The organism is Kitasatospora aureofaciens (assembly GCF_019192735.1).
In the GTDB taxonomy this organism is placed as follows: Bacteria; Actinomycetota; Actinomycetes; order Streptomycetales; family Streptomycetaceae; genus Kitasatospora; species Kitasatospora aureofaciens_A.
Genome location: NZ_JAHTKP010000017.1, coordinates 124,706 through 139,570 on the forward strand (window position 1 = coordinate 124,706; position 14,865 = coordinate 139,570).

At 73.2% G+C, this 14,865-nt stretch carries 8 protein-coding genes and 1 pseudogene; all 9 read left to right on the forward strand.

Going from position 1 to position 14,865, the window contains the following annotated elements; translation table 11 throughout:
• Positions 1 to 86 precede the first annotated feature (86 nt).
• Positions 87 to 1,856, forward strand: a pseudogene (locus tag KV557_RS19565) (putative bifunctional diguanylate cyclase/phosphodiesterase); the annotation flags it as partial.
• Positions 1,857 to 2,020: 164 nt separating this feature from the next.
• Complete coding sequence (gene gatC / locus KV557_RS19570; RefSeq protein ID WP_045302923.1) at positions 2,021 to 2,317, forward strand: Asp-tRNA(Asn)/Glu-tRNA(Gln) amidotransferase subunit GatC; 297 nt, start codon at positions 2,021 to 2,023, stop codon at positions 2,315 to 2,317.
• 5 nt (positions 2,318 to 2,322) lie between these two features.
• On the forward strand, positions 2,323 to 3,816 hold the full coding sequence (gene gatA / locus KV557_RS19575) for an Asp-tRNA(Asn)/Glu-tRNA(Gln) amidotransferase subunit GatA (RefSeq protein ID WP_218201997.1): 1,494 nt from the start codon (positions 2,323 to 2,325) through the stop codon (positions 3,814 to 3,816).
• The gene (locus tag KV557_RS19580) at positions 3,813 to 4,070 is read left to right on the forward strand and encodes a hypothetical protein (RefSeq protein ID WP_218202000.1); all 258 of its coding nucleotides are present in this window, start codon (positions 3,813 to 3,815) and stop codon (positions 4,068 to 4,070) included. The genes gatA and KV557_RS19580 overlap by 4 nt, the downstream gene beginning before the upstream one ends.
• 86 nt (positions 4,071 to 4,156) lie before the next feature.
• The gene (gene gatB, locus KV557_RS19585; RefSeq protein ID WP_218202048.1) at positions 4,157 to 5,656 is read left to right on the forward strand and encodes an Asp-tRNA(Asn)/Glu-tRNA(Gln) amidotransferase subunit GatB; all 1,500 of its coding nucleotides are present in this window, start codon (positions 4,157 to 4,159) and stop codon (positions 5,654 to 5,656) included.
• Positions 5,657 to 5,906: 250 nt separating this feature from the next.
• Positions 5,907 to 6,065 carry a hypothetical protein gene (locus KV557_RS19590; RefSeq protein ID WP_218202002.1) on the forward strand — a complete coding sequence of 53 codons (159 nt, stop codon included), beginning with the start codon at positions 5,907 to 5,909 and terminating at the stop codon, positions 6,063 to 6,065.
• A gap of 134 nt (positions 6,066 to 6,199) precedes the next feature.
• Complete coding sequence (locus tag KV557_RS19595) at positions 6,200 to 9,259, forward strand: helix-turn-helix transcriptional regulator (RefSeq protein ID WP_256177647.1); 3,060 nt, start codon at positions 6,200 to 6,202, stop codon at positions 9,257 to 9,259.
• A gap of 461 nt (positions 9,260 to 9,720) precedes the next feature.
• Positions 9,721 to 12,663, forward strand: a complete 2,943-nt coding sequence (locus KV557_RS19600) for a putative bifunctional diguanylate cyclase/phosphodiesterase (RefSeq protein WP_256177668.1) — start codon at positions 9,721 to 9,723, stop codon at positions 12,661 to 12,663.
• A gap of 331 nt (positions 12,664 to 12,994) precedes the next feature.
• Positions 12,995 to 14,851: an acetolactate synthase large subunit gene (locus tag KV557_RS19605; RefSeq protein WP_218202004.1), complete on the forward strand. Its 1,857-nt coding sequence runs from the start codon at positions 12,995 to 12,997 to the stop codon at positions 14,849 to 14,851.
• Positions 14,852 to 14,865: the final 14 nt, after the last annotated feature.

A 14,865-nucleotide genomic window follows, 5' to 3' on the forward strand; every position in this document is an offset into this window, starting at 1 on the left:
GGGCCCGACGGAGGACAGGGCTTATGGATCGTACGACCGGCGGCGCGCCCACACGCCCGCCGCAGGGGGTGGCGGGTGCGGTCCTGCTGCTCGGCGTGCTGCTGGCCGGAGCCGCGCCGCTCATCCCGCTGGCCGTCCTGGTCTACCGGTACGAACCCGAGCTGCTGCCGCTGTTCGCGGTGCCGTTGGCCGTTCTGGTAGCGGCGTGGCGGATCGCCCGGGACCGCGCCCGCGACCAGCTCACCGACCCCCTGACGGACCTGCCCAACCGTCAGGCCTTACTGCTGGCCGCCCAGGAGGCGATCGCCGAGCACGAACACGGCTACAGCGTCGGACTCATACTGCTCGACCTCGATCGCTTCCGATCGCTGAACGACACACTCGGTCACACCGCCGGCGACCGGCTGCTGGTGCACATCGCCCGACGGCTGCACCGCGCCCTGCGCTCCGGCGGCCCGGCCGGCAGCCCCACCCGGGAGTCCATCGACGACGTCTTCGCCGGCCTGCCCCGGCACTACCGCCGGGGACGCCCGATGGTGGCCCGGATGGGCGGCGACGAGTTCGCCGTCCTGCTGCCCGGCATCAACTGCCCGGACAGCCTGGAGCGGGTCGCCAAGGCGCTGATTGCCGAACTCGCCGCCCCGATCCGGCTGGACGGGCTGCTGCTCGTGCTGGAGGCGAGCGCGGGCGTGTGCGTCTTTCCGTCGCACGCCCAGGACGCCGAGTCGCTGCTGCGCCGCGCCGACGTCGCGATGGGCCACGCCCAGCGCGGGCGCAGCGGCGTCGAGCAGTACGACGAGACGCAGGACGCCGACACGCCGTACCGGATAGGCCTGCTCGGCGACCTGCGCCGGGCCCTGGAGACCGGCGAGGTGCAGCTGCACTACCAGCCGAAGGTGGCCTTCGACGGCCGGGTGGTCGGCCTGGAGGCGCTGCTGCGCTGGGAGCGGCCCGGCCAGGGGAAGGTGTCGCCGGACGAGTTCGTCGGGCTCGCCGAGTCCAGCGGCCTGATGCCGCGGCTCACCGACTACGTGCTGGAGGCGGCCGTCGGCCAGCTCGCGTACTGGCGCGACCAGGGCCTCCAGGTGCAGGTCGCGGTGAACGTCTCGCCGCGCGACGTGCTCAATCCCGGCTTCGCGCAGCGGGTCGCCGGGCACCTGGTGCGCCACCAGGTGCCGGCCCACGCACTCCAGCTGGAGATCACCGAGCGGCTGCTGCTGGACGACTCCCGGCGGGCCGCCGACACCCTCGCCGAGCTGCGCGGCTACGGCGTCGGGATGTCCCTGGACGACTTCGGCACCGGCCACTCCTCGCTGGTGCGGCTGCGCAGCCTGCCGGTCAGCGAGCTGAAGATCGACCGCTCCTTCGTCTCCCGGATGGTCGCCGACGACCACGACGCGGCGGTGGTCCGCTGCTCGGTCGAGCTCGCCCACTCGCTGGGGCTGACCGTCGTCGCCGAGGGCGTGGAGGACGACGAGACCTGGGAGCGGCTGCACTGCATGGGCGTGGACGCCGTCCAGGGCTGGCTGGTGTCGGCCGCGCTGCCGCCCGAGCAGGCCACCGCCTGGCTGCGGGTGCACCGCACCGGCGCCCCGCCGGTGGAGCGGCTGGCCGCCCTGCCGGCCCAGCTGCCGCCGGGCATCCAGGCGATCCAGGGGGCCAAGCCGGCCGTCAAGCCGGCCGTCAAGACGATCCAGGCGGGCCAGCCCGCGATGCCTCCGGTGCTGCCGCCGACGCTCCCGCCCGTGCTGCCGCCCGCCATCCAGGCGGTGCAGCGGGCCCAGGCCGTGCCTGCCGCGCAGATGGAGATCAACGCGCCGGGGACGCAGAGTTGGGCCCGGACCAGGCCGCAGTAACCGCGTCGCCGATTACTCGTTGGCCGGTGGCCGGGCCGGGCCCCATAGGATGGGGTCCAAAGACCACGAGGACGGGAGCGCCGAGCCGGCTGCTCCTGCCCCGGGCCCGGCACCGCCTGCAAGCAGCGCCGGGCCTCACCAGAACTCACCCTGAGGATCGCTGCATGCCTGGCATCACGCGCGAGGAGGTCGCCCACCTCGCTCGGCTGTCGCGTCTTGAGTTGCAGGCCGAAGAGCTGGACCACTTCGCCGAGCAGCTCGACGTGATCATCGGCGCGGTCGCCCGCGTTTCCGAGGTCGCCGGACAGGACGTCCCGCCGACCTCCCACCCGCTGCCGCTGACCAACGTCATGCGTGCGGACGAGGTGCGGCCGTCGCTCACCCCGGACCAGGCGCTCTCCGGCGCGCCGGCCGCCGAGGAGCAGCGTTTCCGTGTGCCGCAGATCCTCGGGGAGGACTGACCGAGATGACCGAGCTGATCCGTTTCACTGCCGCGCAGACCGCGAGCGCCATCGCCAAGGGCGAGGTGTCCGCCGTCGAGGTCGCGCAGGCGCACCTGGACCGCATCGACGCCGTCGACAAGAAGGTCAACGCCTTCCTGCACGTCGACACCGAGGGCGCGCTGAGCGCGGCCAAGGCCGTCGACGAGAAGCGCGCCAAGGGCGAGGAGCTGGGCCCGTTGGCCGGCGTCCCGCTCGCGCTGAAGGACGTCTTCACCACCAAGGGCGTGCCGACCACCTGCGGCTCCAAGATCCTCGAAGGCTGGATCCCGCCGTACGACGCCACCCTGACCTCGCGTCTCAAGGACGCCGGCGTCGTCATCCTCGGCAAGACCAACATGGACGAGTTCGCGATGGGCTCCTCCACCGAGAACTCCGCCTACGGCCCGACCGGCAACCCGTGGGACCTCACCCGCATCCCCGGCGGCTCCGGCGGCGGCTCGGCCGCCGCGCTGGCCGCCTTCGAGGCCCCGCTGGCGATCGGCACCGACACCGGCGGCTCGATCCGCCAGCCCGGCGCCGTCACCGGCACCGTCGGCGTCAAGCCGACCTACGGCGCGGTCTCCCGCTTCGGCCTGGTCGCCTTCTCGTCCTCGCTGGACCAGGGCGGCCCGTGCGCCCGTACCGTGCTGGACGCGGCGCTGCTGCACGAGGCCATCGCCGGGCACGACCCGCTGGACTCCACCTCGATCGACGCGCCCGTCCCGGCCGTGGTCGAGGCCGCGCGGATGCGCGACGTCCGCGGCATGCGGATCGGCGTGGTCAAAGAGTTCGCCGGCGAGGGCTACCAGGCCGGCGTGATGCAGCGCTTCAACGAGTCGGTGGAGCTGCTGCGCGAGCTGGGCGCCGAGGTCGTCGAGGTGTCCTGCCCGTCCTTCACCCTGGCGCTGCCCGCGTACTACCTGATCGCGCCCAGCGAGTGCTCGTCCAACCTCGCCCGCTTCGACGCGATGCGCTACGGCCTGCGCGTGGGCGACAACGGCTCGCGCTCGGCCGAGGAGGTCACCGCCCTCACCCGCGAGGCCGGTTTCGGCCCCGAGGTGAAGCGCCGCATCATGCTCGGTACGTACGCCCTCTCCTCGGGCTACTACGACGCGTACTACGGCTCGGCCCAGAAGGTGCGCACGCTCATCTCGCGCTCCTTTGATGAGGCTTTCGCGGCCGTAGATGTCTTGGTCTCGCCGACCACGCCGACCACCGCCTTCCCGATCGGCGAGCGCGCCGACGACCCGATGGCGATGTACCTGGCCGACCTGTGCACGATTCCGTCCAACCTCGCGGGCAACGCGGCCATGTCGCTGCCCTGCGGTCTGGCCCCGGAGGACAATCTCCCGGTCGGCCTGCAGATCATCGCACCCGCGATGGCGGACGACCGTCTGTACCGCGTGGGCGGCGCCGTCGAGGCCGCACTCAACGACAAGTGGGGGCACACCCTGCTGGAGGAGGCACCGGCACTGTGAGCAAGATCGAGAAGGCCAAAGCCCCGAGCTCCATCAAGGGGTGGAAGCACTCCAAGCCCGGCCTCTGGCTGTCCATCGGGACCAGCGCCTTCGGCGCGATCTCGATCGTCAAGGACGTCCGGAAGGCCCGCGAGGAGAGCGACACCCTGAAGCTGGTCAACGCCCTGGTCGGCGCCGCCGCGCTGATCACCGGCACCGCCCTGTTGGTGCGCGAGCTGCGTCAGCTCGGCTCCGACGACGTGCTGCTGGGCTGAGCTGAGCGCCCCGGCCCGGCCCCGCACGAGCGGCGGCCGGGCCCGTACCTCCCAAGTCTTTTAGTGAAGGGGACGCTGTGAGCGTCATGAACCTGGTCTCCTACGAGGACGCTCTCGCGTCGTACGACCCGGTGATGGGCCTTGAGGTCCACGTCGAGCTGGGCACCAAGACCAAGATGTTCTGCGGTTGCTCGACCGAGCTGGGTGCCGAGCCGAACAGCCAGACCTGCCCGACCTGCCTGGGCCTGCCGGGCTCGCTGCCGGTGGTCAACGCGATCGGCGTGGAGTCGGCCGTCAAGATCGGCCTGGCGCTGAACTGCGAGATCGCCGAGTGGTGCCGGTTCGCGCGGAAGAACTACTTCTACCCGGACATGCCCAAGAACTTCCAGACCTCGCAGTACGACGAGCCGATCGCCTTCAACGGCTACCTCGACGTGCAGCTGGAGGACGGCTCGACCTTCCGCGTGGAGATCGAGCGCGCCCACATGGAGGAGGACACCGGCAAGTCCACCCACGTCGGCGGCGCCACCGGCCGCATCCACGGCGCCGAGTACTCGCTGCTCGACTACAACCGGGCCGGCATCCCGCTGATCGAGATCGTCACCAAGCCGATCGTCGGCGCCGGCGAGCGCGCCCCCGAGGTCGCCAAGGCGTACGTCACCGAGCTGCGCGAGCTGATCCGGGCGCTCGGCGTCTCCGAGGCCCGGATGGACAAGGGTCAGATGCGCTGCGACGTCAACCTGTCGCTGCGCCCGCACGGCCGCGAGAAGTTCGGCACCCGTTCGGAGACCAAGAACGTCAACTCGCTGCGCAGCGTGGAGCGGGCCGCCCGGTTCGAGATCCAGCGGCATGCCACCGTGCTGACCGACGGCGGCACCATCATCCAGGAGACCCGCCACTTCCACGAGGAAGACGGCTCCACCACCTCGGGCCGGGTCAAGGAGGAGGCGGAGGACTACCGCTACTTCCCCGAGCCGGACCTGGTGCCGATCGCCCCCTCCCGCGCGTGGGTCGAGGAGCTGCGCGCCGGGCTGCCCGAGCTGCCGCGCCTGCGCCGGGCCCGTCTCCAGGCCGAGTGGGGCCTGTCCGACAAGGACATGCAGTCGGTGCTCAACGCCGGTGCGGTCGAGCCGATCCAGGAGACCATCGCGGCCGGCGCCCCGGCCGACCAGGCCCGCAAGTGGTGGATGGGCGAGCTGGCCCGCCGCGCCAACGAGACCGGCACCGAGCTGAGCGAGCAGCCGATCACCCCGGCGCAGGTCGCCCGGGTCGCCGCGCTGGTCGCCGAGGGCAAGCTGAACGACAAGCTGGCCCGCCAGGTCATCGAGGCCGTGCTGGCCGGCGAGGGCGAGCCGGACGAGGTCGTCGAGAAGCGCGGCCTGGCCGTCGTCTCGGACGACTCCGCGCTCGGCGCCGCCGTCGACCAGGCCATCGCCGACAACGAGGCGATCGCCGCCAAGATCCGCGACGGCAAGGTCGCGGCCGTGGGCGCGCTGGTCGGCGCGGTCATGAAGGCCACCCGTGGTCAGGCCGACGCCGCCCGCGTAAAGGACCTCATCTTGGAGAAGCTCGGCGTCTCCGCCTGAGGCGGCCTAGCCGGATTCCCAGGATTCCTAAGGCGTCTTAGGTATCTAAGGCCCCCTAAGTAAGGTCTAAGGCCCGGTTCCACCCCCGTATCGGAGTGGAACCGGGCCTTTGCCGTGCCCGGGGACCGCCGTCTAAGGCATCCGGGGCCCCGAAGATCGGGAAGCCTTCCGATGTGGTGCCCCCCTCTGGGGGAGGAAGCTCTTACCTGTCGGAGAGAAGAGACAGAGACCCACCGCGAGGGGAACCACCGTGTTCGAGTACGAGCTCATCCAGCAGCAGGCGCACGAGCTGCACGTCCGCGCCGAGCACCAGCGCCTGGTCCGCGAGGCCAAGGACGCCGGCCGCACCAAGCAGCGGCCCGTCGCCGCCCGCTTCCAGCGGCGTTCCGTCCGGAAGACCGAATGCTGACCGACCGGCACCCCGAGGGTGCCGCAAGGACTCCGGAGGGGGAGGCGCTGCAGGGGAGCGCCTCCCCCTCCGGGCGTTCGCCGGGCGAGATATCCTCTCGGCCCGGCCGGTCCGCCTATGGCATGCTCGCCTCCATGCAGCAGATATCGGTGAGTCCCGTCTTCGTCGGCCGTGGCACCGAGATCACCGCTCTCGCGGACGCGCTGCGGCGGGCCGGCTCCGGCAGCCCGCAGACCGTCCTGATCGGCGGCGAGGCCGGCGTCGGCAAGACCCGGCTGCTGGAGGAGTTCCTGGACCGGGCCGGCCACGGCGGGGGAGTCGTCACCACCCTGGGCAGCTGTCTGGAAGTCGGCGCCGAGGGACTCCCGTTCGCCCCGCTGGCCGGCGCGCTGCGCCGCCTGCACCGCGCGCTCGGCACCGAGCTGGAGGCCGCCGCGGCCGGCAGCGAGGGCCATCTCGCCCGACTGCTGCCCGAGTTCGGCGAGGCCGACGGCGAACCCAACGACGAGTACGGCCGGGCCCGGCTGTTCGAGCACACCGCGAGGCTGTTCGAACGGCTCGGCGCGGAGCGTACCCTCGTCCTCGCCATCGAGGACCTGCACTGGTCCGACCGCTCCACCCGGGAGCTGTTCGCCTACCTGGTCCGCACCCTGCACCGGGCCCGGGTACTGCTGATCGCCACCTACCGCACCGACGACCTGCACCGGCGCCACCCGCTGCGCCCCTTCCTCGCCGAGCTCGAACGGCTGCGCACCGTCCAGCGGTTGGAGCTGGAGCGGTTCGGCCGCGGCGAGGTCGCCGCCCAGCTGGCCGGCATCCTCGGCACCGCCGCCCCCGACCGGCAGCTGGTCGACCGCATCCACCGCCGCTCCGAGGGCAACCCGTTCTTCGTCGAGGAACTGGCCACCGCCTTCCAGGACGGCTGCGGGGCCGGGCTCACCGACTCGCTGCGCGACATCCTGCTGGTCCGGGTGGAGAGCCTCGACGAGCAGACCCAGCGGGTGGTCCGGATCGCCGCCGAGGGCGGCTCGCACGTCGAACACGCCCTGCTCGCCGCCGTCCTGGAGGACCTCATGGCGGACGAGGAGGAGATGATCGCGGCGCTGCGGACGGCCGTCGGCGCCAACATCCTGCGCCCGGACAGCGACGGCGAGGGCTACCGCTTCCGGCACGCGCTGGTCCGCGAGGCCGTCTCCGACGACCTGCTGCCCGGCGAACGGCACCGGATCAACCGCAAGTTCGCGCTCGCCGTGGAGGCCGAGCCGTATCTCGTGCCCAGCGACGCCCTGCCCGCCCGGCTCGCCAACTACTGGTACCACGCGCACGATCCGTCCCGTGCACTGCCGACCGCCCTGGACGCCGCCCGCGCCGCCCGCCGCCGCAACGCCTTCGCGGAGCAGTTGCGCATGCTCGAACGGGCCCTGGAACTCTGGGACATGGTCTCCGAGGACGTCCTCGCGCACACGCTGCGCCCGTACGACTGGGCCGAGACCTACCCGCCCGGCTCCTGCGACCTCAACGCCGAGGACGAGAACTGCGGCCGGATCCAGCTGATCGACGTGCTCGCCGAGGCCGTGGTCGCGGCCCGCCGCAGCGGCGACCGCGAGCGCGGGCTCAGCCTCGCCCGGCGTGCGCTGAAGCTGGTCGACGAGACGGTGGACCCGCTGCGCGCGGCCTGGTTCCGGATCAACCGGGCCCGGATGCTCGGCCACCTGCGGCGTTCCGGCGACGACGAGGAGATCACCCACGCGCACCGGCTGGTCGAGCACCTGCCGCCGTCCGCCGTGCAGGCCGAGGTGTTCGCGCTCGGCGCCGGGGTGGCGATGATCAAGCACCCGGGGCCCGAGCACATCGAGCTCGCCGCGCGGGCGATCCGGATCGCCCACGAGGTCGGCGCGCACGCCGTCGAGCTGCACGCCCGGATGACGCTCGGCGGCCTGCGCTACGACATCGAGGGCGACGCGGAGGCCGCGGTGGCCGAGCTGACCGCCGCCGTCGATGCCTCGCGCCGGCTCAACGCTCCCGACGTGCTGCTGCGCGGCATCAACAACCTCGCCAGCATGCTGCGCGGGCTGGGCCGGGCCGAGGAGGCGATGGCGCTGGCCCGCGAGGGCCTGGAGTACGCGGACGGCAACGGCCTGCTGCGCAACATCGGCACCATCCTGACCGGCAACCTCGTCGAGGCGCTGACCGACCTCGGCCGGGTCGGGGAGGCCGCCGAGGTGCTGGCCGCCTGCGAGCTGAGCAGCATGACCGCCACCCACGCCGAGTTCCTCGACCGGATGGGCGGCGAACTCGCCCTGCTGGAGGGGGACCTGACCACCGCGGTGGCGCTGCTGACCCAGGCCAGGGCGGCCAACCGGGTCGGCCAGCTCCAGCACTCGGTGCCGATCAGCCGGCTGGCGGCCCGGATCGCCGCGCTGAACGGGCGGCCGCTGGAGGCCAGGTCCGAGCTGCTCGCCGCCCTCGCGGACGACCAGCGGCTCGGCGACGAGGCGGACCTGTACCCGCTGCTGGCCGAGGCGGCCGGGGTCGAGGCGGACACCCGGGGCCTGCCGGAGGCCGCGGCCGGGCGGGCCGAGGTGCTGGCCAGGATCGCCGCGACGGCGGCCCGGCTCACCCCCAAGGCGCCGCTGCACCACGGCTGGGCCCGGCTGGTGGAGGCCGAACTCGCCCGCGCCGAGGGCGCCGACACCCCGGAGCAGTGGGCCGCCGCCGTCGCCGTGCTGCGGCCGGTCTGCCTGCCGCACCCGCTGGCGCTCGCCCTGCTGCGGGCCGGCGAGGCCGAGGTGCGGGCCGGGCGGCGCGAGGCCGCGGCCGAACTGCTGCGCGAGGCGCGGGAGCTGGCCGGGATCCGGGGCGACCGCCCGCTGGTGACGGAGATCGCGGGCCTGGCCGACCGGGCCGGGCTGGCGCTCGGCGCGGGCGCGCGCCCCGCGGTCGAACCGGCAGCGGCCCCGTCCTCCGGGGAGTCCTTCGGCCTCACCCCCCGTGAGCGGGACGTGCTCCGGTTGCTCGCGCGCGGCTGGACGAACCGGCAGATCGCCGAGGAGCTGTACATCTCTCCGAAGACCGCAAGCGTGCACGTGTCCAACATCCTCGGCAAGCTCACGGTCGCCGGCCGGGGCGAGGCCGCGGCGCTGGCCCACCGGCTGCGGCTGTTCCCGGACGATCTGGCCCCGGCCGCCGGGTGACCCGCCGCCTGCCGTTACGCGCGCCGACCCACCTGGCCGACACGGGCCCGGCGGGTCGGCGCCGTCGCGTGCTCCCGTGCGCGCCGCGTGAGCCCCTCCCCGCGCGCCGCCGCCAACCGGGCCGATCCGCCGGAATCGGGTGCATTTCCCTACCCTCCCGCCATTACTCTAAGTTCAGTGTGCGTGTCATTGAGTGACGGAATTGGTGTAGGGTCCCGATCGGGAACATCGGTGCGGTGCGGCGACCGGAAGGCCGCCCACCCCCTGGGCCACCGTCCTGACGGTGCACCAGGCCACCGCGTACGGCCAAGGGGCGCGCGGCCGGTGGCCCGTGGCCGGGGCGCCGGGCTCCGGGTCGGAGGGGGAGAGGCCGAGTGAGCTCCACCGATACGGTGCTGCCCGCACCCGGACGGCCGGGCGTACCGGCCGCCGACACGCCCGCCGCCGAGCGGCGCGGCCCGCTGCGCCGGCTGCGCGAGAGCCGCGCGCTGCCCGGCCTCGCCCTCGGCGCCCTCTGCCTGGCCTATGCCCTGGGCGCCGCCATGGGCTGGGGATCGCACCAACTCGCTATTTTCATGGGTGACTTCGGCCTGGCCGCAGCGGCCCTCGCGGCGGCGCTGTCCTGCCTGGTGTACGGCTGCACGGTCGGCGGGCATGCCCGCCCGGCCTGGTTGCTGTTCGGCCTCTCCTCGTTCATGGTCGCCTTCGGCAACGGCACCTGGGGCTGGTACGAGCTGGTCGTGCGCACCCCGCTGCCGCAGGACTCGCTCGCCGAGTACGCCTTCCTGCTGTTCGCCCCGCTCTCCATCACCGGCGTCCTGGTGCTCGCCCAGCGCCCGCGCTCCGCGGCCGGCTGGCTCTGCCTGCTGCTGGACGGCTGGCTGATCGCCGGCTCGCTGTTCACCCTCAGCTGGAGCCTGGCGCTCGGCCGGATCGCCGCCGGCGAGGACGGCTCACCGCTGCGCCTGGCCCTCAACCTGGCCTACCCGGTGCTGGACATCCTGCTGGTCAGCCTGGTGGTCGGGCTGCGCTTCGGCGGCCGGGACGGCAACCGGGCCGCCGTGCACACCGCGATGATGGCGCTCGCCGTCACGGTGCTCTGCGACGCCCTGTTCACCTCCCCGGAGCTGCGCAGCAACTACCACTCCGGCGAACTCCTCGACGCCGGCTGGTTCTCCGGCAGCCTGCTACTCGCGTGGGCGCCGTGGTCGCCGCGCTGGCGCCGTCCGCTGCGCGAGCACCCCTCGGCCGGCGGCCTGCCGCGCCGCCGGGTGTCCACCACGTTCAGCGCGCTCACCCCGTATGCGGCCGCGGCGGTCTGCACCGCCGGGATCCTCTACAACGCGCTCGGCGGGCGCCCGCTCGACCGGGTGGTGGCCGCGGCGGCCTGCACCGTCGGCCTCGCGCTGATCCTGCGCCAGGGCGTGATGCTGCTCGACAACCTCTCGCTCGCCCAGGAGCTCGCCCACAAGGAGGCGCACTTCCGCTCCCTGGTGCAGGGCTCCAGCGATGTCATCATCATCGCCGGCGCCAATGGCGTGCTCTCGTACGTCTCCCCGGCCGCGCTCGGGGTCTACGGGCGGGACCCGGAGGAACTGGTCGGCGGCAACCTGCTGGACCTCGTCCACCCCGAGGACGTCGACCGGGTGCTCGCCGAGGTGCGCCGCTACCTCGCCCGGGTGCGGCTCACCGCGCACCGCTCCCCGGGCACCGCCGAGCCGTCCGCCCGGGTGGAGTGCCGGATCAGCTCCGGCGACGGCGAGTGGCTGCACGTCGAGTCCACCGTCAGCCGGCACCGCGACGGCCTGATCCTCAACAGCCGGGACGTGACCGAACGCGTGATACTGCAGGCCCAGTTGCAGCACAACGCCTTCCACGACCCGCTCACCGACCTGCCCAACCGGGCGCTGTTCGCGCAGCGGCTGCGGGCCGCCCTCGGCGCCCGCGGGCAGCAGGGCGATCCAAGGGGCCAGGGCGGTGGGATTGCCGTGCTCTTCCTCGACCTGGACGGCTTCAAGGCGGTCAACGACACCGCCGGCCACCAGGTCGGCGACGAGCTGCTGGTGCAGGCCGCCCGCCGGCTCCAGGGGGCCGTCCGCTGCGGGGACACCGTCGCCCGGTTCGGCGGCGACGAGTTCGCCGCGCTGGTCTGCGGCCCGCTCGGCCGGCTCCAGGTCCAGGAGCTCGCCGAGCGGCTGCGGGTCGCCCTCTCCGAGCCGTACTGGATCGGCGGCGCCGAACTCAGCGTCGCCGCCAGCATCGGCATCGCCTTCGGCACCCCCGAGCGCGGCCCGGCCGGCGACCCACGCGCGGCCACCGACGAGTTGATGCGCAACGCCGACCTCGCGATGTACCGGGCCAAGTCCGAGGGCAAGGGCCGGGTGGTGCTCTACACCCCTGCCATGCGGGCCGACCTCGAGCGCCGCACCGAACTGGAGGAGCGGCTGCGGGTCGCCGTCCGCGAGGGCGGCTTCACCCTGCTCCACGAGCCCGTGGTGGACCTCGTCAGCGGCGCGGTGACCGGCGTCGAGGCGCAGGCCCGCTGGCGCTCGGCGAAGGGCCAGCTGCTCACCCCGGCCGAGTTCCTGCGCTCGGCCGAGCACGGCGACGCGGCCACCCGCTTCTCCCGCTGGCTGATCCACGAGGCGGTGACGGCCGCCGCCGCCCGGCGCGGCCTCCCGGCCCGTACCCGCCCGGCGCCCGCCCCGGTGCCCGTCGCCGTCCGGCTCTCCGCCGAGCGCCTGTGCGCGCCCGGGCTGTACGAGACGGTCGCGGCGGCCCTGCGCGACAGCCGGTTGCCGGCCGGCGAGCTGGTGATCGAGGTGGCCCGGATGGGCCCGGACTCGCTCGCCGACGAACTCGGCCGCCGGCTGGCCGCGTTGCGCCGGCTCGGAGTCTCCACCGTGCTGGCCGGCTACGGCGCGGGCAGCGGCTCGCTGGGCGCCCTCGCCCGGCTGCCGTTCGACGGGCTCAAGCTGGACCGCACCCTGGTCCAGGACCTCGGCGAGTCCGCGCTCAGCCGCACGCTCGCCGGCCACGCCCTGAGACTCGGCCGCGACCTCGGCCTGGCCACCGGCGCCGAGGGGGTGGACCTGCCCCGCCAGCTCATCGCGCTCCAGGAGCTGGGCTGCCGCCGGGGGCAGGGTTCGGCCTTCGCCCCGCCGCTCGACGAGACCCGGCTGCGCCGTGCCCTGGTGCGCCGCGGCTACCCCCTGCCCAGACCCGTCGGCTCGCTCTCCGCACGCCGCGCGTACCTGGCCGCGGACACCCGGACGAGTGGCCGCGCGGACGCCGCCGGGGGACGTGTCGCACATCACCACGGTGCCTCCGACCTGCCCGAACACCGCGCCGTGGCCGGTCCGGGGGCAGGTCCGCATGGCGAGACGGTCATCCCACCTGCTTGACACGCGCCCCCGGGCGGGAGGATGGTCGTTGCCATGCGCACCCGAATTCTCGTACTTGGCGGGCGCGTCGGCTGAGCGGGCCTCCACGCCCCGCTTGTGACAGACCGACGCGCCACCCCTCGCATGCCCTGGGCACGAGGGGTTTTTTGTTGCACTGACGCTGTTCCACCCCCGCAGAACCCCTGGCCCCGATCGCCCCGAAAACGCCACCGAAACGGCGAAAAGCGGGACGATTGAGGCAGAGCCGGCGATCGGCCCGGACCGGGACCCCACCCTCGCAGTACCGGGGCCCGCACCACCGGGCCGGCAAAACCCGAGAAGAGACAGGCAGATGACTGAGCACGCCGCATCCCCCCGCCGCGGGGACACCCCGGCCGCCCACGCTCCCGCTCCCCAGCACGTCGTCGAGACCATGACCGGCGCCCAGTCGCTCATCCGCTCGCTGGAGGCCGTAGGCGCGGACACCGTCTTCGGCATCCCGGGCGGGGCCATCCTTCCCGCGTACGACCCGCTGATGGACTCGGTCAAGGTGCGCCACATCCTGGTCCGCCACGAGCAGGGCGCCGGCCACGCCGCCACCGGCTACGCCCAGGCCACCGGCAGGGTCGGGGTCTGCATGGCCACCTCCGGCCCCGGCGCCACCAACCTGGTGACCCCGATCGCCGACGCCTACATGGACTCCGTGCCGATCGTCGCGATCACCGGCCAGGTCGCCTCGAAGGCGATCGGCACCGACGCCTTCCAGGAGGCGGACATCTGCGGCATCACGATGCCGATCACCAAGCACAATTACCTGGTCACCGACCCGGCCGAGATCCCTCGGGTGATCGCCGAGGCGTTCCACATCGCCGCCACCGGTCGCCCCGGCCCGGTCCTCGTCGACATCGCCAAGGACGCGCTGCAGGCGACCACCACGTTCCGGTGGCCGGTCGAGACCTCGCTGCCCGGCTACCGGCCGGTCACCAAGCCGCACGCCAAGCAGATCCGCGAGGCCGCGAAGATGCTGGTGGGCGCCAAGCGCCCGGTGCTGTACGTCGGCGGCGGCGTCATCAAGGCGCAGGCCACCGCCGAGCTGCGGATCCTGGCCGAGCTGACCGGCGCCCCCGTCGTCACCACCCTGATGGCGCTCGGCGCGTTCCCCGACAGCCACCCGCAGCACCTGGGCATGCCCGGCATGCACGGCACCGTCCCGGCGGTCACCGCGCTGCAGAAGGCGGACCTGCTGTTCACCATCGGCGCCCGCTTCGACGACCGGGTCACCGGCAAGCTGGACAGCTTCGCCCCGTACGCCAAGGTCGTCCACGCCGACATCGACCCGGCCGAGATCGGCAAGAACCGCCCGGCCGACGTGCCGATCGTCGGCGACGCCCGCGAGGTGCTGGCCGACCTGATCGTCGCCGTCCAGGCCGAGTTCGACGCCGGCCACAAGGGCGACTACGCGGAGTGGTGGGAGAAGCTCGACGAGTGGAAGAAGACCTACCCGCTGGGCTACGAGCCGGCCCCCGCCGGGCAGCTCTCCCCGCAGCAGGTCATCGAGCGGATCGGCCGGCTGGTCGGCCCGGAGGCGATCTACGCCGCGGGCGTCGGCCAGCACCAGATGTGGAGCTCGCAGTTCATCCGCTTCGAGAAGCCGGGCACCTGGCTCAACTCGGGCGGCGCCGGGACCATGGGCTACGCGGTCCCGGCCGCCATGGGCGCCAAGGCCGGCCGTCCGGACAGCGAGGTCTGGGCGATCGACGGCGACGGCTGCTTCCAGATGACCAACCAGGAGCTGGTCACCTGCGCCCTGAACGGCATCCCGATCAAGGTCGCGGTCATCAACAACGGCTCGCTGGGCATGGTCCGCCAGTGGCAGACGCTGTTCTACAACCAGCGCTACTCCAACACCGTGCTGCACGCCGGCCCGGGCCACGACGGCGTCGAACCGCCGGCCCAGGGCGGCACCCGGATCCCCGACTTCGTCCTGCTGTCCGAGGCGATGGGCTGCGTCGGCCTGCGCTGCGAGCGCCCCGAGGATCTGGACACGGTGATCAAGCAGGCGATGGAGATCAACGACCGCCCGGTCGTCATCGACTTCATCGTCCACCAGGACGCCATGGTCTGGCCGATGGTCGCGGCCGGCACCAGCAACGACGAGATCCAGTTCGCCAAGGGCGTCCGGCCCGACTTCGGCGACGATCTCGACTGACCGCCCCTATCCAG

Excerpts from the sequence above, each read along its gene's own strand:
- KV557_RS19605 (WP_218202004.1), top strand. The coding sequence starts at position 12,995 with ATGACTGAGCACGCCGCATCCCCCCGCCGCGGGGACACCCCGGCCGCC.
- KV557_RS19595 (WP_256177647.1), top strand. The coding sequence starts at position 6,200 with ATGCAGCAGATATCGGTGAGTCCCGTCTTCGTCGGCCGTGGCACCGAG.
- gatB (WP_218202048.1), top strand. The coding sequence starts at position 4,157 with ATGAACCTGGTCTCCTACGAGGACGCTCTCGCGTCGTACGACCCGGTG.
- gatA (WP_218201997.1), top strand. The coding sequence starts at position 2,323 with ATGACCGAGCTGATCCGTTTCACTGCCGCGCAGACCGCGAGCGCCATC.
- gatC (WP_045302923.1), top strand. The coding sequence starts at position 2,021 with ATGCCTGGCATCACGCGCGAGGAGGTCGCCCACCTCGCTCGGCTGTCG.